Genomic DNA, 20099 nt, shown 5'->3' with positions numbered 1-20099 from the left:
ATTGTTATGTAAAGTGGTAAGGTTAAGTAACAGGGTTATTTTGTTAATAGTCAGCTATCTGACCTTGCTCACTTTACATAAGAGAAAGCTCATCATAAAGTACAACAAACAAAGAAAGGGTATTTATGAAATTACGAATCGTTAGTGTGATACTAATTGCCTTTATAATAGGTACTCAAGTAGCTAAAGCCCAATATATCCAAACCAATCCTTTGGAATGGCTCGCATTGGCGGAAGGCAACGAAGCTATCAATGAACAAATACAATCTGAGACGGAAGGCCAAATGAAAACGGCTGTCATACAGAATACCATTGCAGCGGAATTCAATAAGATTCATGAATGGGAACGTAAATACAGCGGTTACCTGCAAACTGCCGGCGGCTATGCTTCTTCTCTGAAAGCTGCTTCCACGCTCTATGAGGATGGAGTGCGTATCTTCATTATCCTTGGTAAACTGAGCAAAGCTATCAGTACGAATTCACAAGGTGTCATAGCCACCATCAGCATGAACAATCTATATATTGAAACGGCCACGGAACTGGTAACAGTCTATACATTACTCCGCAATGCCATATCAACAGGTGGCACACAAAATATGCTCACGGGAGCGGAACGAAGCGAGATAATGTGGGCGTTAAGTGATAAATTATACAGTTTCAAGAAAAAGCTCAACCGCCTTTATTTGAGTATCCGCTATTACACACTGACTGATGTATGGAACAATGTTACTGCCGGAATGTTGGATCGAAGCAATGGAGAGGTGGCTATTATGGCTCTGGATAGATGGAAGCGAGCCGCCAAAGTTGTCAACTATTAAAATCTGTATGAGCAATGAAAGGAAAACAAAGAATCTTTTTACTGATGTGGACACTTTTTGTATTCATCAGCATTCAACAGGTGCAAGCACAAACTGATCCGGCTTTGGCCGGTATGATTGTTGTTTATACCGACAAGGCGAAAAGTGAATTGAAAGCACAGGAAAAAGCGATGCTGCTGCAAACAACGGGACACCTTTGGATTCGGGAAGAAGTGGAAGGAACCACTGATTTGCAGCGGAAGTTCAATGAATATGTTGATTCGTTCAGGGATATTATCTGCTATGCCGCACAGATTTATGGTTTCTACCATGAAATTGATAAAATGTCTGACAACTTAAGTAATTTCTCCAAGCAGTTGAGAGAACATAGCCAGGGAGCTTTTGCCGTAGCACTCACACCACGACGTAACCAAATCTATCGTGACCTTATTTTGGGGAGTGTAGAAATCGTCAACGACATCCGGCAGGTTTGTTTAAGTAACACAAAAATGACGGAGAAGCAGCGTATAGAGATCGTATTTACCATTCGTCCCAAATTACGAGTCATGAACAAGAAACTTCAACAACTGACAAGGGCTGTTAAATATACTTCATTTGCCGATGTCTGGGCAGAGATAGATGAAGGAGCAAGACCGAAAGCTGATAAATATGAGATTGCAAAGGCTTGTATGCGACGATGGAGACGAAATGGCAACCGATAAATATAAATTCTAAAACCACAATGATATGAGTAAATGGTCAACAGTACTAAAGTACGGCAAGCGTGCAGCAACAGCATCTGTTAATAGCATGGGAAACGCTGTGATACATCCGCAGCGTACCTTGATGGGGTTTGGGAGAGCAACCAAAACGGCTGTAGTCGGCGGTGGCATGGGATATCTGGCTTGGGAGAATATTTTCAACGATAAGCCGGTTATACGTGCGGCAGCTGATGTTTTGGTTGGTGAAGAGACGGTAGATAAGGGGATGAATGCAGTCGGTCAGGCTACAAAGGAAGTGAAAGATGTGGTTGAAAAAGCCGGTGAGACCTTGGATGGAGTAAAAAGTTCCGTGTCGGATGTGACCGGCTCCTGGAATGGTATCGGCAAATTCGCCAAAGAAATACTTGGCGGTAACGGACTCGATACGCTGGGCAGTTTCTTTAGCAATATCGGCAAAGGAAATGTATCAGGGTTGAGCATACTCGGTCTTGTAGCTTCTTCCCTACTCATTTTCGGACGATTCGGATGGTTGGGTAAAATAGCAGGTGCCCTGATGGGTATGATGTTGATTGGTAACAATAGTGAAAGAAGTATGAAGGAGCAACAATCCATAAATAATAGTCCGGATACTGAACAATCCAGAGGTCTGAAAAGATAAATAGTTAAATGTAAAACTGACAAAAAAAAGAGATGACCTATACACAAGAGATGAATTTACAGTCAAAGAGTGGCTATTGCATGCCTTTTGAGGAGCAGAATGGAGATGTACAGATTTCATTGGATTATGGAAAGCAACTTCACCCACAGACCGGGGAGGATTTTTTTCACCATGGGATAGACTTTGTAACGAAGCGTTATATCCTTTCAGCGGTAGCCGACGGTATTGTAACAGGTATCGGTAGCAATCCGCAGCACGGACTGTTTCAAGTAATCCGTTACGAGAAATACGAAGTCACATACGCCCATTTATCCAATGCGTTGGCTTCATTCGGCGCACGAGTAAAAGCAGGAAGTGTGGTCAGCGTAAGCGGAGACCTTCTTCACTTAGAAGTGAAGTATGATGGTCAGGAGATCAATCCACTTGAGTTTCTCACGATGTTGTATGGTAATCTGAAGATGATGCAACAACAAGGAAAAACGGGTATACCCGACTTTGAGACTATTGATATGGATGTTCCAACAGACTATGATGAGAATCAAGCGGAATTAGAAGAGCTTATGCTCCGATTCTATCCTGAGTACCTGGCAGAAGTGAATGATGGCCGCTATCTGTTATCACAACACACGGAACAATCGTTGCGCAACGTCTTTTCATTCTCTTCCATCAAAAACTATTTCTACGAGATGATTCCGTCACTTGCCAATCCTTTGGGCATCGGACAAAGATCAATACCTATAGCTGCCAAAGTACAGAATCTGCTTATCGCCGATTTTCTGAGCTATCTGGCGCTTCGCCATCAGGTATTTCTCTCCGGGCTGAGCGAAGAAGGTAAAAAAAAACTTCTGACGAAGCCTTAGTCGGTAACGGAATTATCGACCCATTGGCAGAACTGGAGATAGATGTACAAAGTTTCGATATACCAAGGCTTGTCACCGTCTATCCCGACCGGGCAGGAATCCGCTGGTGGACGAAAGCGTGGTTCAATAATCGCGAGGACGGAGAAGCATCCATAGAAATCACCAGGCAGGTAGCTATCCGGTTTATTCAAAACCTGATTGATAAGGACACCTTACTTGAAGAATATTTTCCCAAACAGATGGAGGTGTACCACAATGCCATTGAACAAACCAAAGTGCAGCTAATGAAACAATTAAATATCTCATGAGTAGTCCAAAGCAGTCGCAACGATTTGCCGAGATTGAATATTGCTTGCAGCAGTATTTCAATGCACAGTTGGCACCTGTCATGCGGAATGTTCAAAATGAACTTTCCCGGAAACAGGCGAAGGAGTATAAAGATTATGCCACAAGTTTTAATGGTATTATGCGATCAATGGCCGGTGGTATGCATCATGTACCGGTTGACAATATGCAATATCTCCGGCTGGTCGGAGAATGGAACAGTAAAACATCGGAAGACTATGTGGATATGTGCAAAGACCAGATTGGTGGATCAAAGGATATCAATCAGGATTTGTGTCTTATTGCCGGTGAGTGGCGAAACACATTGATCGGCGAAATTGGCAGGGATCAATATGACCAACTTTCCAAACAGCTTGGTTCCGATCTTGCTTACGCCTACGTGGATTATCGAGTGGAACAGATGATGGTAGATCGAATGGTTGCAGACCAAATGCCAAAGTCTTCCATGGAATATATTCTACGCAAAGGAATGTCCGGAAGTCTGTTAGGGCTAAGTCAATCCCTATCCAAATCACCGCTGCAACAACAAATTGAAGAAAGAGGTGAAGCAGCATATAACCCCTCCGTAGTAGAGAAAGGGGCCGGCAAGGCTTTGTCGTTTGGAACAGATGTCATTACTACCGGAGGATTTTCCTCATGGGGTGCTATCGCAAAGTTGGCAGGGGCGGAAGTTATATTCTCCGGAATTGAACATTTTTTAGACAAGAAACCGGAATCCAACACGTTGACTATTGAGCAGTGTATCAGTAAAGGGGTGTTCGGGGAACAACAGAATGTATTTACTGACTTCCGCAAAGAAAGTAGGAAGATCGTGCCGTATGAAAATGAATATGTGCTTTCGTGTAATAGCCAACTTATAAATAAAATGGGGATACCAACAAAGAAGCCATTTTGGGTTGATGATTTCAAGCCGGTAATGTGGCAGCTCAACAACGATTCACAACCGGAGATAAATCAACATACCGAATATAACAATATTCCACTGGTAATTGCTCCCGGCTACGAAGAAGAGTTTCTGGCTGAACAAAAACGGATGAAAGATGAAAAGGAAGCTACGTTAGAAACTGAAAAGAGTGAGGAAACCAGAAAGGCCAATGGTGCACAGAATTCTCATGAATCTGGTACAGATACACCGAAACAGACGCAAAACAATGAGAATGGTTGGTCGGGATTATTGAGTTCTGTCGGGTTAAATGGCCTGGGTGACATTGGCAAAAAACTTGGTTATGTGATATCTATGTTACCGGATGTACTGGTCGGACTTTTTACCGGAAAGACGAAATCACTCAATCTTAAAGACAATATATTGCCTATTGCCTCAATCCTGGTAGGAATGTTCATCAAAAATCCGATTCTTAAGATGATATTAATTGGTATGGGTGGGTTAAATCTGTTCAATAAAGCAGGTCATGAGGCGATAGAGAATAAGGAAGGAATATCACAAGCAGTCCGGCAGTATAAGGTTTATCCTGACGAAGCCATCAATCCACGAATAGATAATCCGATCTTACAAGGAAACAACCTTATTGCCACTATTGATAAGATACCATGCAGCATACAACTACCTGAAACAGTAGTCGCCGCTTACCGGGCCGGTGCTCTACCATTGAATACCCTTGCCAATGCTGTTCTTGCCAAGAACGACCGGATGCACCAGGTTGCTCAAGAGAATTATCAGGTAGTAGAGAATGGACAGTCTGAAAGTAGGGAAAGAACAGTCGGCATCAAATAATCAAAACTCAAACAGGTAAATATCAGAAAATATGGGAAAGAATGCAGAATATGCCGCACAATACTCCGCGTATGCGATGGAACAGATGCGTAGGTATGGTATTCCCGCTTCCGTAACCCTGGCACAGGGAATACTGGAAAGCAGTAATGGGCAAAGTGAATTGTCCCGGAAAGGTAATAATCATTTCGGGATAAAAGCTACATCAAGCTGGTTAAAGGAAGGTGGGCAGTATCTGATTTATGCGGATGACAAGCCCAACGAGAAATTTTGCAGTTATGCGTCTGTGATGGATTCGTATGAGCATCATTCCAAATTTCTGAAAGAGAACAGCCGCTATTCAGCATGTTTTCAGTGCTCTCCAGATGATTACAAAGGATGGACTTCGGGATTGGAACGTGCGGGATATGCTACCGGGGGAAATTATGCCCATAGCCTGCAAAACATCATTGAACGTAACGGATTAGATAAGTATGACAGGATGGTTATGGAGGAGATGCGGACGCAAGGTTTTACGGAAGATAGGAAAGAGCATTACTCTTTTCCTCTAAAACGAGAGGAGTTCCTTTTTATTACATCACCTTTTGGCTTACGCCAGGATCCTATGGATAAATCCAGACAGCAGATGCACAAGGGTATTGATATACAGACCAGAGGGGATGCAGTGTTAGCAACGGAAAATAATGGTAAGGTAGTAGCAGTCAATCAAAATGCTCAAGTAGCAGGTGGGAAATCGGTAACACTCGAATATACAAGATCGGACAAAACGAAATGTCAAGTCAGCTACCTACACTTATCTTCCATTGATGTAAAAGTTGGAGATACGATGCAAGCCGGTCAGCAGTTAGGTGTATCTGGTAACACCGGCACACGCACAACGGGTGAACATCTTCATTTCGGGGTGAAACAGATTGCGACAGATGGCAGTTCACGAGACATTGATCCTGCTGCTTACCTTGCGGAGATTGCACAGAAAGGGAATATTAAGTTACAGGCTTTGTCGAACGGAACGGATTTGTTGGCGAAATACAAGACTGCCGGAGTTCTACAGAATGAAACTGCGACTATAGACACATCAATTTCCCCTGAAGAGTGGATGAAGAAGCTCCTTTCATCGGAAGACAGCGGTATTGGAATGCCAGGCATGGACCCAATCATGGAATTGGTGACAGCCATGTTCACTTCTCTGATGGCATTGGCCATACAAATTGATGGTAAATCCCAGGAAGAACAGATGCAGGCTGCAACAGATGCAGCAGTAAAAAAACAGGTTGACCTTTCTTCACTACTTCCTGATCTTAAAGAATGCACATTGACGCCCCAGGAAGACAGTAAACTCTTATTGCAAGTAAATGATGGCAAGAATAGCTTTTCTCATGAATTAAGTGCGGCAGAGATACACCGGTTACAAAAAACATTGACTGATTCCGGTTTATCAGATGAAGAGAAACGGCAACAAATAGGAAGAGTGGTCAATAATATTATGCTTACCCAGCAAGTTTCCCTAAACTATGAACAGGGAGCAAGTGAACAACAAAGTCAATCTGAAAACAGGCAGATACGATGAAAGAATACTTTATCTAATCAACATGGGAGAATGAGCTTATTCTCTTAAATTTATCAATTCACCGATTTTATTCGATGAATTTTGTATATTTGTACTCACTAATTCAATAAAATTTGTATGCCAAATAAAGTAGAACTATCAAAAGAAATTATTTTTTCTTCTTCTGACCCAAATGTGTCAAGGCAAATTTCCAAATTGGAAAAAGAAGGCAAGTTAAAGAAAATCGCACCAAGACTTTATACCTCCAATACAATAGACCGTGTAGAGAACATTGTTAAACGCAATATCATAGACATTCTTGCGTGGCGATATCCGGGTGCTGTTATCAGTCACAGAAGCGCCAAAGAATTACGTCCGACAGCCAGTGGAGATTTTTTTCTTACTACAACACAAAACAAAAGGATTACAGATATTCCCGGAATTGTAATCAATCTGCAAAAGGGATCGGCTGCATCTAAGGATGATATGCCATATAACGGTCTGTTTATTGCAGGAGAATATCGATGGATGTTAGAGAATATGCAGACCTCCCGCAAAAACGGAGATGAATCTAAGGTACTGCCTATTTCCATCATAGAGAATAAATTAGAGAGAATACTTTTAATAGGGAATGAGACCAAATTAAATGTGTATCGGGATAAATTACACTCTGTAGCTTTGGAGTTGGGTATGACAAAGGAGTTTGAAAAGATTAACAAAATTATATCCGCACTATTGGCAACACATTCCTCAGAAGTTCTCAGTACACCATCTGCAAAAGCAATGTCAGCAGGAATACCATTCGATGCTGCCAGAGGTGAATTATTCGAAATCTTATTTGATGCTATTAAAGATGAATACTTTGTTGAACGTGCGAACCGCAACAGGGATGAAGAATCATTCAGGTTATTCTCATTTTTTGAGAGTTATTTTTCCAATTATATCGAAGGAACAGAATTTGAAATAGACGAAGCAAAGCAAATCGTCGATTCCGGTATTCCGATTCCTCGCCGGGATGAAGATTCTCATGATATACTCGGAACATTCAGATTGCTGTCGAACAGGGCAGAAATGAATCGTGTGCCAGCTTCAGTCGAAGAACTGTATTCAATTCTACAATCACGACATTCTATATTGCTTGACGGAAGACCACATTTGGAACCCGGCATATTTAAGACTAAGAACAATAGAGCAGGAAACACTGAATTTGTTGACCACCAATTGGTGAAAGGTACACTGAACTATGGATTTAAGTATTACACAGCCCTTAAAGATCCTTTTGCCCGTGCCATATATATGATGTTTATGATTAGTGAGATCCATCCGTTCAATGATGGCAACGGTAGAATTGCCAGGATCATGATGAATGCAGAACTCGTTAAGGGAGATCAAACAAGGATTATTGTTCCAACAGTCTTTAGGGAAGACTATCTTTTGGCTTTAAGAAAATTGACACGACAAAAAGCCCCAAACGCTTATATAAACGTAATGGCTAAACTACAGAAATTTAGTGATAATCTTTATGGTACTAATTTTACTGAACTAAAAGAATATCTGCGCATCTGTAATGCTTATGAGGAACCCTCACAAGCAAAATTAGAAATAATAAACAGGACAATTCGCTGAAATTTATCATTAAGGCAACCATATTCGCCAAAAATTGTATTTTCTGAGATAAAAATAACATTTTATTCTCTAATATTTATCAGTGATGTCAATAAACAGTATATTATATCTCCACAGTAAAAGTGCAATGCTTTGTTGCACTTTTATCTTTGTTTGAAATATATGACTTTCTATGCTTCTCGTCTGATCAGTCTGATCAGTGCATTTGAGTGGAAGTCTTTGCTTTTTTAATACCATGGTAAAGCCAATTATAATATACTTTATCCTTCTTGCAATAAGTATTGCAGCAATCAGATTTGCATTCTTCTGTTTGAAGAAAGCAGGAGAAGCCTATCGCTATGCGGCTAAATTATCCGTTGATAAGGAGCTAAGAAGTCAGTTGAGCAGGAAAACTGTTTTGGCCAGAGATAAACAGTCGTTTTTGACTTATGCTTTTGCCAATCCTGGTGAGTTCGATAAATATAATCCGCTAAAGATGTTTAAATTTAAAGGGGTGAAATGTGTATTTTATGACTATTACTTCCCCAGTCGTCACCGAAATAACCTCAGTGTAGACCAACGTTTTTTCTGTGATGAGATATTTGAGTTCAAGAATAATAAGAGAAATGGTATTGATTTTTTTGGTAGTTGCATAGAGGTATTGGCTCCCCAAGAAGAGTATGTAGTGATGTTTATACCTTGCAGTAAAGACTGGCGATATCGGAGATTTCAGTCGATAGCATACCATATTGAGGATTTCTTTCCACAATTAACCCATGGCTTTGACTACATAACTTATACAGGGGAGCGTAAAAGTCTCCATTCTGCAAAAAAGAAGTCTGAAAGAAAAATTGAACGGAACTACTATATCAATCATAATCTGAAAGGAAATAATTGTAATGATGATCTGCTGACTATCGGTCAGAGTCTGATGGATTTTAAAGAACAAATAAAAAAGAAAGGTGGAGAGGTTGTTTATGCTATCTTTATGGCTAAGACTTTCCAGACACCTGATAAATTGGATGTCTGGTTCACGGCATTGCTTCACAAGTAATTCATTGACTAAGAGAGAGGATTGCCCATATGAGCAATCCTCTCTCTTAGTCAATAACAAAGTTTTTATTAAAAATTAGAGCTTTAGGGAGAATACAAAACAACTTTTGTGTTGCGATTAGCTTCCACTGGTGAATAGGTATTGATACCACCTACATTTTCTTTTGTAATCTTATTTTCTTCAACTCCACGCAGTATTAACTGTGAGCTGATATAATTGGAGCGACCGGAACCCAATGAACGATTGATCTCATCTGTACCTGTTGCGTTGTCAGCCGCCCCCAATATGCTAATACTTAATCCATACTTCCTGGCAACTCTTGCAATCTCATCCAGATTAATCAACTGAGATGTATTAGTCAAGTGATTGGTGCCTAACTGAAAGAAGAAATAGATAGGTGCTCCAATGCAACTTCTCCCATTGGATATTTCCGATAAATAATCGCACGCCCAACCATTGGCAGTAGAAGAGTTTCTTTTTCTGCTTTCAATATCTGCGATAGTATCTATCGGAATGGAATCAGTAAGATATTCTTTTGGATCACCATTCCACCGATGATTCAAAAGCCGTGAACGAAGAGAATTGAGCCCACTATAATCATTCTTTGGAAATAACTTCTTTTGCGAAATACAGTTATTGCCAGTGGCCATTAGTTTGTCTTTATATAACTCTAACAAACCTTCGATTTCCAAAATCTTTTTCAATTCCATAATAGCCTGCGTATCGTCTTTATGCCGGTTAGTAAGCAAACGATTATTATCCGACAGTGATGACGCATAGCCAAGTAACCATTCATTTTGCTCAATATAGGGTCTGGCATCTACCACTCTTTTCCAGCCTGCCTTACCAATCGTAAAAGAGAGACCGGCTGTGAGGCTCATCAGATTATCACCAAACTTATTGGAAGCGCCGTAGCCGTCAAAGTCTCTGAATGTAGTAGTGCCACCAAGTTCCATAGTCAAGTGAGTTCGATGAGAAAGACGATAACGTCCCATCACGCCATAAGAGAAGGCAAAAGGATGGTTCCCGGCATCCTTGTTGTGTATAATGCCAAGCCCAACGTAGGGAACAATATCCAAATATGGTTGGTCACGGGCATTGTAAGAGTGAGATGCCACATTCCAAAGGAAATCGGCATGTATGTGTTGATACTCTCTATCTTCCGGTATACTGTTTTTGAATTGGAATCCTTGATAAGATACACGCGCGCCAATGGCTGGTGTTACCCATTTGCCCAATGATAGGGTAATAGCCGGTTTTATTCTTCCAAACAAGTCTTCACAACCGAGAGGACTTCCCAGGAAAGCAGTGGTGCCTCCCGATAGATTCACAAACCAGTTATCTTTCCAACCCGAATATGTCATAACATTCAAGTAAGAAGGATTTATCGGTTTGACAGTTAATTCATTATAAGAACGGCTATGATAGATTGTATCCGGGACTAATAATTTTCCCATAGCCTGCATCTTTATGCACAGGCATATTGTAATAACTAAAAATAGACTTCGTATCATCTTGTTTTATTTAAAATTACAAGCAAATGAACCGGTAATATTTAACAAGGAAAAATCAGGCCTCGTATTACTATCGGACATTAAATCTATTTATAAATAGGTATGGCTTTTCTGATTGAAATCATACCTGTATATTATTATATCTTTCTTTTGGTACCTGTAGCCGGTTTCATCATTTTAGAAGCTATCCGCATACATCTACGTGCCCATGCTTGTTCATCTTCGTCTCCCCTTTTACCCCATGCCAGATCGTTTCCCCCTCCACCACCTCCATGAGTTTGAGCAAAAGTGGTAGCTTGATCGACAAGCCCGGCGAAAAGGAATGAAGCGCAGATAATAATCTCATTCCCACGTTCTGCTATATCCTGAACAAAGCTATTATCAAACAGAGAGGAATCGTGTGTACTGGTCATACGTCCGAACAGATAACGAAAGCTATCTACTATTTCATCAAAGCCGGCTTCAACCAAGCGAAGTTTGATCTGTCGGCTCATATCCTTCACTGCATTATTCACCTCTCGCCTAGTCTCGTCTCTGTTGGCTGTTTCTTCTTTTACTTCATACTGTAACGCCATAAGGATGTGTTCTGCCTGTTGGAGTTTTTCTTTCTTTTCTTCTATTTTATTTATCACATCAGCCAATTCTTGTTCAAGCTTCAGACGGTGCTCCTGAAGTTCTGCGCTCTGCTCTTCACCAATCTTAGAAAGAGTAATCAGTTTCCCTAACTCTTGACGGACATTAATTTCCTTTTCCTCCAGGTTGGTGACCATTGTGGTCAGTCCTTTTATACGTCGTTCTGCCAAACGTATCTGGCTATAGAGATTAGATAATGTAAGCTGATGGGATTTGATTTCAGATTCGAGCCACGTGTTTTTCTTAGACAATTCTCTTCGATATTCTTCCGTACTCCGATGCTTTGCTCCGGTTTCAGCCACGCTACTTCCTCTTTCAAGCCCCCATCGTTCATTTACGACAGCCAGAGCACTATGAAGTGCCAGCATCTTATTACTATATTCGAATTTGTCTTTTCCGGCAAGCACTTTCTTATACGACAGTTTATTATCGGCTGTAATCGGCAAAACGGTACAGTGTGCATGTGGATTTGTCTCATCAAGATGTACATAAAATCCCACCACATTATCTTCTCCCCATTGATCACAAGCGAACTGATACATATCTTTCGCCCAACTTTCAATATCTGTTGCTCGGGTGATATGGGAGTTATCGGATCCACGCGATAAGTCTACCCTTTGATTGCCAAAAGCTATTTCGTGCATCCGTTCACGCGAACCACCAAAGATGACATTTACAACTGTACGCCGTGTAGGTATCTTCTTTCCCGCATTAGGGTCTTTGATGCCACAAGCACTGAAACGCTCCGCGATGCGTTCCGTTATTCGCTTATTCTTGTTTACCGGCTTCACTTTTCCTCCTTTCGTTATTTCGAAGTTGAGTTTTTCACGGGAACGGTCATAGTTTCCCTTTTTCAAAGCCCGATCCCAATGATGCTCACTCCAGGCACGTTGGTGTTCATCACTCTGTCCGGCACTCATTCCTTTGGAGGACTCCACCTCCATCATTTGTTTATTCTTCTCTTCCATACCTTTAAATTGTTCGACCCAGCTTGCTGTTATCTGGTCACTCCACTGGCATTTATTGCCAAAGTGGGTATTAGGCTCCCCACCCTCTTCGTTTGTGGCACCTGAGCAAGCTCCTGAGTTTCGATAGAGCAAGCTCGAGTGCCCTTTAAACGCTCTTTAGTATTCTATGTGTTTAGGAGATGGAAAAGCGGAAATACAAGCCGGGAATTTGTAACAATGATACGCTGTTAATTATCGCTTTGCGATTTTGTTTCGCGATTCTCTGAGGGAATTTGAGAAAGTAGGGAAATAAGAGATTCCTTAAATTCGTGGTAAATCTCAAAGCCCATCATGTTCAACGGCTGGGCCACATCAGTAAATAGATTCTTTATGAGAGCTTGCATCTTCTCACTGTCACCATCGCATCGTTTGTAGTATGTGTCAAGCAAGGCTTTTTCCACTTCCGGGGAATAAGTATCTTCTACCAGATGTTTGTAAATTGAAAGGGCGATTGTATGATAGTGGTAAACGACAGTTTTTCGTTGCTCATGTGAGTATAGGATGTTTCTTTCGTTGTCAAGATAATCTTTGTCGGTACCACTGTCCTGTCCGGATACACTTTCATTTATGGAACTGGTGATTTGATCACATGCATTAAATGAGATTCTCAATTTCTCAAGACTATCATCATCTAATAGACAGAACGGATGTTCTTGTGGCAACCACTTGAAACGAAGTGCTATCATATTGATACGACTACACTTTACATACGCCTCTTGCGATAGTTGTCCTAAACTCACAAGTTCTTCAAGAAAGTGACGAACGGTGGCACGTTGCCAATGCCATTCCTTTGCGAGTTCACTGATAGAAGTGACAAACTCACCAGGCACCAGGTCGAATTCCTGTCCAAAGTGAGTAACATGACCGGAAAATTTGGAAGCTCTGCTCAGAAGATTAAAGTAAGCATTCCACTTGGTACATCTACCTTCATCCGATGGTTTAAGATAGTCAAGCAAAACTTTGCTGACTTTTACATGTCTGATTTCAAATGTCTTGTTCATACTGTTTTAAGCATTAATTGTTTTATGTTAGAAAATGGATCGTTTTTATTTATACAGGTTATTCTGTCGTATCTTTTCTTTAGTCGGATAGAATAGCGATGCCACAAGAATAACTCCCAATGTCACTGCTGACGAGTACATACCAGGTACGAAAAGGAAAACCAATGTTGCCACGAAAGCGGAAAACATTAGTTTAGGCTTATGTAATTGACGCAGTATCCAATGCGAAAATTTATAAGAGAATAGTCCCAATACGAATAATGAGGATGGTATCAGACCGGCTATCGAACATTGTCCGTTTAGACAGATGAAATGAAAAATCAGCAGCAGTAATAGTACCACCAGCATAAAGAGTTTACGATAGCTACTACTCCACGCTATGCGAAGATTAAAGTTCTCCATGATTGTTCCTTGCCGTTTATAGATACTGCATGAAATCAATATAATGAGAACAGGAGAAATAAATTGTAATAATATCCAAGCCATTGTTGTTATTTTAATAATAGTTTTCTAATTCCAGTTTAAGCACATTTGAAGTTGCTTTATACACAATCTCCTCAATGTCTTCTATTGTAAAGTTCAAACTTTCAAAACGGTTTTTGAAATTCTCGTTGATACACATCGAACGGATGGTTCGGTCTAAATCAGGTCCGGGGATACTGATAATTTTACCTTTGCGGTATTTGTTCCTGGGAATCTTCGTTATAAATCGTAACACGTGGGATATCTCGGTTTCTGGTTCTCCCCAAGCGAGTGTAGTAAATAGTTCCTTTTTGTCATAATCAAATACATCGATCCAGGTATAATGTTCGTGAATCAATTCTACCAAACGAGAAAGTCTTGTGTTATCCATAGCCTAGAAGAAGTCAGTCAACAGGTCTTTGCTTCTACGCATATAATCACATTTTCCTTTGGTCAAGATAAGTTGTACCTCGTGTTGAAGGGCTATATACATATACTCCAATGAGGAGTAGATCGTGACATAAATGCTTGTACATAATCCCATTCCGTCAGTGTGTGCATTAAATTTCAGCATGTGACTGTAACGAGGATTGGAGTAGGCACAACAGCTTTGGCCAAAATCAACATCTTTAGAGGGAACATTGTGGTAAAGTAGTATGATCTCTGTCTGGTCATCAAGCAATTCTAATAGATTATTCATGCTAATATGATTCTCCAGCTTATACTCTACCAGGGCATAATCATCGTAAATTTCTTTGGTTATGATATGATCTGTTTTGAATATTCGGGGCATCTGGAGGCATGCCAGAATATCAAATTGCTGTATTAGGGCTTCAAACATATAGATAAGCTTTGCGCCAAAAGTAGAGAGAAAAATGTTACAAAAATCACTCTTAAAAGTTATTATTCTTTCGGATGCAGATAAGACATATATAAGAATAAACAAGTAGATAAATATGGCATCTGTCGATAATAAATAATTATACCTTTGCAACTACAAATGAAAAATGATGGCAAAAGTTGGTTATATTTTACATACAGCTCAAAACGGGAGCTATGAGGCAGATCTTGAATGGATGAACAGATACGGATGCTATACGGTTGTGGAAGAAATCGAAGAACATGAAAAGCTGCGTCCACAGTGGAAGCAACTTCTAAGTGAACTGAGACGGGGCGATGAGATTATTGTTACCCGGTTCAGTAATGCGGTACGAGGTGTAAGGGAACTTTCGTTTTTTCTGGAATACTGCCGCAAAGAGATGCTTCGTATCATTTCCATTCACGACAGGATTGACTCCGGAGATATTCTCTTTCCGGAGAGTAATATATCGACTTTTTTAAATGTAATAGCGGCACTGCCTGCAGAAATTGTAATAATGCGCATGGCATCTACCCACGAGAAAAGGCTTCAGAAACCTCGAAAACCGAATACTCCGTCGGGACGGTCTAAATTAGAAAGAGATAAAACTATTATAAATCTTTATAAAAGTGGGCATCCTATTGATGAGATATGGCGTACCAGCGGCTTTCGGAGCCGCAGTTCTGTTTTCCGGATTCTATTGAAATATGGTGTTTCTTTTAATAGAGGGCATTCGAAAGAAGAGATTCAAAGGAAAATAAACAAAAATAAGAATTCATCCATGTAAATTTCAAAACTTTGAATGGGTATTATTAAATACGAAATGAAGCTTGGGTGGGTTAAAACACATCTGCCGGGGCAAACATACAGACAACTTGTTCTGAAATCGCAACGAGCAGGATTGTTTTGATGTAGTCAAAGCTCCTGCACTAAGATAGAAGAATGTGTTGGCGTTTGCCACTTCCTCCGTATGACTGATAGCAGGGAAGTCTTGCGGAGGAACAGATATACCTATTAATTATGGGCGGGGAAGCTGAATGAAGTTCCAAAATCAGTTGTTCTTTTGGACGAGTAAAACAAAAGCGACCCGAAAGCCGCTTTGTTTAACGAGAGATATGAACTATTTCTGGTTTTTCTTGGGTGATGCCTTTTTCTTCGAAGGCTCTGTTTCCTTTTCTGGAGTGGCGAAGAATTCGGTGGCCACCATCACAATGCGGTTGTGTTTAACACCACCCTGATCTGTCCATTCTTCGGGCTTGAAGTAGCCTTTGGCAGTAATCATCGCACCTTTCTTCAATAGTTCAAATGAGGCGTTCTCATTCTTACGCCAGGTTTCCATAGCCATAAAAGCTGATACCCGGGTGGTTTCTTCTCCGTTCTTCTCTGTGCGGCCAACTGCCAATGAGAAACGTGCGACACTTGAGGCGGTGAACTGACGGATTTCTGCATCCTTACCAACAAAACCTGTTACTGTGAATAAATTTTCTACCTTTTTCATAATCGTAATTTTTAGAAGTTATATAATCAATTTTTACAATGCAACGAAATATTGCAGGCATAGGGCAGCACCAAGGATAGCGTCACAATACTCGTTTTTCTTTTAGCAAAGCCATAAGAAAAAAGGAAGATTGTGGCAGATATGCCATTGGCCAGAACGCAGTGACCCGTAACCGTATAAACGGTGCTGCATTATAGATTTGCATCAGGAAAAATGATGTGACTTCGCCCAAAAATGTGTTATGAGAAAGTGTGGAAATATCACAGTAGGTTGGAAAGAGGATGCTATCCCATCGGTTAGTTGTTAGTGTTGATTCTTAATAGCAGTAGTATTGGTGGAAGATTGGAAAATAACGAAACCTCCATCAGCTTTGATGTGGCAACTGTAAGGATGAGATTCACAATCGTTTATTGAAAGTAAGTTGTGGTGCGGAGTTATAGAGAGGATGAACGATATAACGATATAATAATGGATAGGGTGTTTTATTAGGATAGCTTATGGTGGTGAGCATTTCTATCGACTAAAAGATAAAGAAATGAGAAAAACACCAGAGAAAAACAGAAAAGGATTAGTCCTTTATCATACAAAGTGGTCAGGTATAGCAATGAAAGGAAATGAAATATAGCAACATGAAGTATCGGGTTATTGCTTGAATGAGTATCGGTTTGTTGCTTCTTTGGTTATTATCTGATTTTTAAGCATGAAGCCGATATAGTCTTTAGCAGTGCGGTCGGCCACTGCGGTTTGAGATACGATATAATCGGTAAGTTCTTTATAAGACACGAAGTTGTGTTCTGAGAAAAGTGTCCGGGCAAGAATAGTGAGTTCTTCACGTTTGCGCCGACTTTTGTCTTCTTCACTCTTCTTGCCTGCACTGATGTGCATATTTTGTTGTTTGTCCCATTTGAAAAGTAGCATAGGAACATCAAGAGGATTGCCATCACGAACTTTTAAAGCCTTTATTACGGAGTTAGCCGGGATATCATCCTTTTCGACGGAAAGGATTGCAGCAGATTTTCGCTGTAATTCACTACCGATATGACCACGTAGCTTTATACCGTTCGGCACAAAGTGAAGCACACATATAATGCAGGTATGATAGATACCGGCAAGGCTATAAAGCTCCTCTACTACCGCTATACTTTCAGTTTCATCATTGGCTGATTTGACCAGATCGGCTATTCCATCAATCACGACAAGGTGAATACCTCCATGATGATGGTGATACAGGTCCATACTGTCACGAATAAGTTGCATACGCTCTTTTCGTGAGAGTGTTGTCAAGTAGAATGAGTGGTAAAATGAGGGCATTTGATCCAGTCTTGCCCGGTGGAGTGTCATATTCATATTTTTATAGAGTTGGTACTCCGACTGTTCGGTATCGAAGTGAAGTACTGCTTTCTCTGAGTAGTTTGGGCAAACCGAGAAACCCAATGTATCGATCGGTATGGCCAGTTCTTCAGTGAGTAATGTACCTGAGATGATGGATGATACAAAATTACTTTTTCCGGTACCTTCGCCGCCGGTGATACAAAGCAGGTTGTCATAGGAACCTAGTGGTACGCCTTCGGTAGACACAACTAATTTTGATTGCTTGGGAGGGTTATTAAAGTCCATTTCGCAGCTTTTTATAAGTAACAATGATTGTGAATAGAGGGGTTCTATACTCTTCCGGATAAGCGAATGCAGTTCGTCAGAGGTATGTCCCAAAGCGAAATAATCTGAGATGTCTTTCTCAGTTTTTATACCGGACAGAGGTAGCTTGACTGCAACCACATTATATTCTCTTAAATCAGTAATGGTTGTCTCCATGGTTTTCAGTCCTGTTTCATCACAATCATACATCACACAGATGTGACGAAACCGTCGAGAAAGCATTTCGATGATTGATTGCGGAACCTTTACGGTTTCACTATTAAAACAGATGGCATTAAAGCCATGGGCTGACAAGCTCATCGTGTCTTTTTCTCCGCCAGTTATGAAAAGCACATCACCTCGCGTAGGGAGTTGTTTTATGCCGAAACTATATGTATCAGGCATAATACCCCCATAGAGGAATCGTATTTTATCAAAAGGCCGATAGATCTTTATGTATTTATCTTCTTTATATCCAAATATAGGTTTTTCGGGCGTGGAGCGTAATACATAAGGTTTTCCTTCACTGTTTTCTCCGTGAAATTCTGCCAGAGAAATGACATTGAATTTATCAAGTGTCCCTGATGAAATACCATATTTTTCCCAATAGTTCAGGTCTGTAGAAGTAAATACTTTGGGGACAATCTTATATTTTTTCATTCTTACCTTGTCTTTTGCTACAGAGCTCACAATCAATGATGGTTTAACATGTACTACTTGGCCACAGGTCGTGTTGGATTCAAAGGATGAAAGATTGAGATGTAAATCACCAATGATAATATTCAGCACTTGCCGGAAGTCGGCACGAACGTTTATACCTTTCAGTTTGGCTACAAACCAGAAACAGTCCCCGCAATAGTCCGGATTACCAAAGTCGTGCATCATATAGCACTTTGTTTTTGTACTATAATATATTTGACATGAAGCAATGTGATCTTCATACAGGGGATTAAGAAAGTTTTTTTTAAGTTTGAAATTGAAGGGAATATAAAAATTGAAGATTTCTAATCCATCATTTGTCTGTTTCAGTATTTCATCCCGATCTCTCATATCATTTCCGGATCTGCAGAATCTTTACTCAACAGGCCACGAATGACTCCTTCTTTATACATTTTCATACGTTGCATAGCTTCTATACGATCAAAACCCTTTGCCTTGAGTTGCCCACGTTTCAAAGCAACATACACTTCGTCATAAACATAATAAGTAGAACGGTCATTATGATAATGACACGGCAAAGTAAAATTGGGAGCCGAACGCCAACGATAGAGTGTCGATTCCGACACACCTAACAGACGACCTATTGTTTGACGGTCCATCTCAATAGAGCCAACAATGGCATCATAATCATGCTTCATATCTTTCATGAAGACGTAAACTTCGGAAATCATCTTATGAATTTCCTGAATAGATTGATTCATATCAATATCCACGGTACATTTTATTAAAAAGTTCGTTACTATAATATTTGTTGTAGTGTTCCTTTATCAAATTCATAAGAAACAGGAAATCATTGTGAGTTCTACAGAAAAATTCAATTTTCATCGGAAACTCCGTGAAAGAATCGCTATGTGCTGATGAAAATACGTCTGAGGCAGAGAGACCTAATTTGTCTCCGACCTTCATCAGATTGTTAGCTGTGGCATTACCCGGGTCATTGAGCAAGCGACTTACGGTAGAAATGCTAAGTCCTGTTAAACAAGCCAGTTCATTCTGATTTACATCTTTCTCAAGCATAGCTTTCCTGAATTTTTCTTTCAATTTTTCCATTAATTCAAAGTTATCGCCACTACTTAATAAAGCGATACTATTTGTACCACTCAGATTTTCACAAACACGTCTTTATTTTTCATGACATGTTAGTAATCAAGTGTTATGAAACTGAGTGGTTATTTAAATTTGAGTGGATACGATTGGTGTAAACAAGCATTAAGAAATGACATACATAAGAAACAATGCGTTCTTAGCTTCTAATTTATTGAAACTACGAACGCATTGCTTCTGAGAAGTCATATACAACTTCTTATTTTATGAATCAACGTATCACCAATACCATCTTACCATACACACCTCTGTACATAAAGTCCTTTTCGGAAAAACGTCCTACAGCAATACGACAACTACTCGAACCTTTAAAGTAATTATTACCCCAATTCCTACTTTTATTCAATTCG

The 20099-nt window shown here is 40.2% G+C and carries 20 protein-coding genes; 10 read left to right on the top strand and 10 right to left on the bottom strand.

The window, feature by feature from the left end; genetic code table 11:
* Positions 1-125 precede the first annotated feature (125 nt).
* The 9 genes from D0T87_RS11285 to D0T87_RS11245 all read left to right on the top strand — a co-directional run bounded on the left by D0T87_RS11285 (position 126) and on the right by D0T87_RS11245 (position 9316).
* Positions 126-818 carry a hypothetical protein gene (locus tag D0T87_RS11285; RefSeq protein WP_163175227.1) on the top strand — a complete coding sequence of 231 codons (693 nt, stop codon included), beginning with the start codon at positions 126-128 and terminating at the stop codon, positions 816-818.
* A gap of 44 nt (positions 819-862) precedes the next feature.
* Entirely contained in the window at positions 863-1519 is a 657-nt protein-coding gene (locus tag D0T87_RS11280) for a hypothetical protein (protein WP_163175236.1), read from the top strand.
* 25 nt (positions 1520-1544) lie between these two features.
* Positions 1545-2177 carry an antitoxin gene (locus D0T87_RS11275; RefSeq protein WP_163175226.1) on the top strand — a complete coding sequence of 211 codons (633 nt, stop codon included), beginning with the start codon at positions 1545-1547 and terminating at the stop codon, positions 2175-2177.
* Between the two features lie 32 nt (positions 2178-2209).
* A complete protein-coding gene (locus D0T87_RS11270; protein ID WP_163175225.1) occupies positions 2210-3037 on the top strand; it encodes a M23 family metallopeptidase in 828 nt (275 codons plus the stop codon).
* 23 nt (positions 3038-3060) lie between these two features.
* Complete coding sequence (locus D0T87_RS11265; RefSeq protein WP_163175224.1) at positions 3061-3345, top strand: hypothetical protein; 285 nt, start codon at positions 3061-3063, stop codon at positions 3343-3345.
* Positions 3342-5114, top strand: a complete 1773-nt coding sequence (locus D0T87_RS11260) for a hypothetical protein (RefSeq protein WP_163175223.1) — start codon at positions 3342-3344, stop codon at positions 5112-5114. Before D0T87_RS11265 ends, D0T87_RS11260 begins: the two co-directional genes overlap by 4 nt.
* Positions 5115-5145: 31 nt before the next feature.
* A complete protein-coding gene (locus D0T87_RS11255) occupies positions 5146-6678 on the top strand; it encodes a glucosaminidase domain-containing protein (protein WP_163175222.1) in 1533 nt (510 codons plus the stop codon).
* Between the two features lie 117 nt (positions 6679-6795).
* Positions 6796-8283 (top strand): Fic family protein, encoded by a 1488-nt coding sequence (locus tag D0T87_RS11250; protein WP_163175221.1) that lies wholly within the window; start codon positions 6796-6798, stop codon positions 8281-8283.
* 235 nt (positions 8284-8518) lie between these two features.
* Positions 8519-9316, top strand: a complete 798-nt coding sequence (locus tag D0T87_RS11245) for an orotate phosphoribosyltransferase (protein ID WP_163175220.1) — start codon at positions 8519-8521, stop codon at positions 9314-9316.
* Positions 9317-9399: 83 nt separating this feature from the next.
* Here the strand turns inward: D0T87_RS11245 and D0T87_RS11240 are convergent, their stop codons facing one another.
* The 6 genes from D0T87_RS11240 to D0T87_RS11215 all read right to left on the bottom strand — a co-directional run bounded on the left by D0T87_RS11240 (position 9400) and on the right by D0T87_RS11215 (position 14774).
* Entirely contained in the window at positions 9400-10773 is a 1374-nt protein-coding gene (locus tag D0T87_RS11240) for a hypothetical protein (protein ID WP_239063622.1), read from the bottom strand.
* Positions 10774-10967: 194 nt separating this feature from the next.
* Entirely contained in the window at positions 10968-12563 is a 1596-nt protein-coding gene (mobV, locus tag D0T87_RS11235) for a MobV family relaxase (RefSeq protein WP_239063620.1), read from the bottom strand.
* Positions 12564-12658: 95 nt separating this feature from the next.
* On the bottom strand, positions 12659-13471 hold the full coding sequence (locus D0T87_RS11230) for a hypothetical protein (RefSeq protein WP_163175218.1): 813 nt from the start codon (positions 13469-13471) through the stop codon (positions 12659-12661).
* A gap of 45 nt (positions 13472-13516) precedes the next feature.
* Complete coding sequence (locus tag D0T87_RS11225) at positions 13517-13957, bottom strand: hypothetical protein (RefSeq protein WP_163175217.1); 441 nt, start codon at positions 13955-13957, stop codon at positions 13517-13519.
* A gap of 10 nt (positions 13958-13967) precedes the next feature.
* The gene (locus tag D0T87_RS11220) at positions 13968-14324 is read right to left on the bottom strand and encodes a hypothetical protein (protein ID WP_163175216.1); all 357 of its coding nucleotides are present in this window, start codon (positions 14322-14324) and stop codon (positions 13968-13970) included.
* Positions 14325-14327: 3 nt separating this feature from the next.
* Positions 14328-14774 (bottom strand): hypothetical protein, encoded by a 447-nt coding sequence (locus tag D0T87_RS11215; RefSeq protein WP_163175215.1) that lies wholly within the window; start codon positions 14772-14774, stop codon positions 14328-14330.
* 166 nt (positions 14775-14940) lie between these two features.
* Here D0T87_RS11215 and D0T87_RS11210 point away from each other — a divergent pair, with 166 nt between their 5' ends.
* On the top strand, positions 14941-15579 hold the full coding sequence (locus D0T87_RS11210; RefSeq protein WP_370526843.1) for a recombinase family protein: 639 nt from the start codon (positions 14941-14943) through the stop codon (positions 15577-15579).
* A gap of 333 nt (positions 15580-15912) precedes the next feature.
* Here the strand turns inward: D0T87_RS11210 and D0T87_RS11205 are convergent, their stop codons facing one another.
* From D0T87_RS11205 to D0T87_RS11190, 4 genes are all read right to left on the bottom strand, one after another.
* A complete protein-coding gene (locus tag D0T87_RS11205) occupies positions 15913-16290 on the bottom strand; it encodes a single-stranded DNA-binding protein (RefSeq protein WP_163175214.1) in 378 nt (125 codons plus the stop codon).
* Between the two features lie 642 nt (positions 16291-16932).
* Positions 16933-18975, bottom strand: a complete 2043-nt coding sequence (locus D0T87_RS11200; protein ID WP_163175213.1) for a toprim domain-containing protein — start codon at positions 18973-18975, stop codon at positions 16933-16935.
* The gene (locus D0T87_RS11195) at positions 18972-19358 is read right to left on the bottom strand and encodes a phBC6A51 family helix-turn-helix protein (RefSeq protein ID WP_163175212.1); all 387 of its coding nucleotides are present in this window, start codon (positions 19356-19358) and stop codon (positions 18972-18974) included. Before D0T87_RS11195 ends, D0T87_RS11200 begins: the two co-directional genes overlap by 4 nt.
* Positions 19348-19695 (bottom strand): helix-turn-helix domain-containing protein, encoded by a 348-nt coding sequence (locus D0T87_RS11190; protein ID WP_163175211.1) that lies wholly within the window; start codon positions 19693-19695, stop codon positions 19348-19350. Before D0T87_RS11190 ends, D0T87_RS11195 begins: the two co-directional genes overlap by 11 nt.
* Positions 19696-20099 lie beyond the last annotated feature (404 nt).

It is taken from the genome of Bacteroides sp. 51 (genome assembly GCF_010500965.1).
GTDB lineage: Bacteria > Bacteroidota > Bacteroidia > Bacteroidales > Bacteroidaceae > Bacteroides.
This window is presented reverse-complemented; position numbering and strand designations above follow the sequence as displayed.

Bases quoted from the DNA above. Each gene is read 5' to 3' on its own strand.
- D0T87_RS11285 (WP_163175227.1), top strand. From the start codon at position 126: ATGAAATTACGAATCGTTAGTGTGATACTAATTGCCTTTATAATAGGT.
- D0T87_RS11280 (WP_163175236.1), top strand. From the start codon at position 863: ATGTGGACACTTTTTGTATTCATCAGCATTCAACAGGTGCAAGCACAA.
- D0T87_RS11275 (WP_163175226.1), top strand. From the start codon at position 1,545: ATGAGTAAATGGTCAACAGTACTAAAGTACGGCAAGCGTGCAGCAACA.
- D0T87_RS11270 (WP_163175225.1), top strand. From the start codon at position 2,210: ATGACCTATACACAAGAGATGAATTTACAGTCAAAGAGTGGCTATTGC.
- D0T87_RS11260 (WP_163175223.1), top strand. From the start codon at position 3,342: ATGAGTAGTCCAAAGCAGTCGCAACGATTTGCCGAGATTGAATATTGC.
- D0T87_RS11255 (WP_163175222.1), top strand. From the start codon at position 5,146: ATGGGAAAGAATGCAGAATATGCCGCACAATACTCCGCGTATGCGATG.
- D0T87_RS11250 (WP_163175221.1), top strand. From the start codon at position 6,796: ATGCCAAATAAAGTAGAACTATCAAAAGAAATTATTTTTTCTTCTTCT.
- D0T87_RS11245 (WP_163175220.1), top strand. From the start codon at position 8,519: ATGGTAAAGCCAATTATAATATACTTTATCCTTCTTGCAATAAGTATT.
- D0T87_RS11240 (WP_239063622.1), bottom strand. From the start codon at position 10,773: ATGGGAAAATTATTAGTCCCGGATACAATCTATCATAGCCGTTCTTAT.
- D0T87_RS11230 (WP_163175218.1), bottom strand. From the start codon at position 13,471: ATGAACAAGACATTTGAAATCAGACATGTAAAAGTCAGCAAAGTTTTG.
- D0T87_RS11225 (WP_163175217.1), bottom strand. From the start codon at position 13,957: ATGGCTTGGATATTATTACAATTTATTTCTCCTGTTCTCATTATATTG.
- D0T87_RS11220 (WP_163175216.1), bottom strand. From the start codon at position 14,324: ATGGATAACACAAGACTTTCTCGTTTGGTAGAATTGATTCACGAACAT.
- D0T87_RS11215 (WP_163175215.1), bottom strand. From the start codon at position 14,774: ATGTTTGAAGCCCTAATACAGCAATTTGATATTCTGGCATGCCTCCAG.
- D0T87_RS11210 (WP_370526843.1), top strand. From the start codon at position 14,941: ATGATGGCAAAAGTTGGTTATATTTTACATACAGCTCAAAACGGGAGC.
- D0T87_RS11205 (WP_163175214.1), bottom strand. From the start codon at position 16,290: ATGAAAAAGGTAGAAAATTTATTCACAGTAACAGGTTTTGTTGGTAAG.
- D0T87_RS11200 (WP_163175213.1), bottom strand. From the start codon at position 18,975: ATGAGAGATCGGGATGAAATACTGAAACAGACAAATGATGGATTAGAA.
- D0T87_RS11190 (WP_163175211.1), bottom strand. From the start codon at position 19,695: ATGGAAAAATTGAAAGAAAAATTCAGGAAAGCTATGCTTGAGAAAGAT.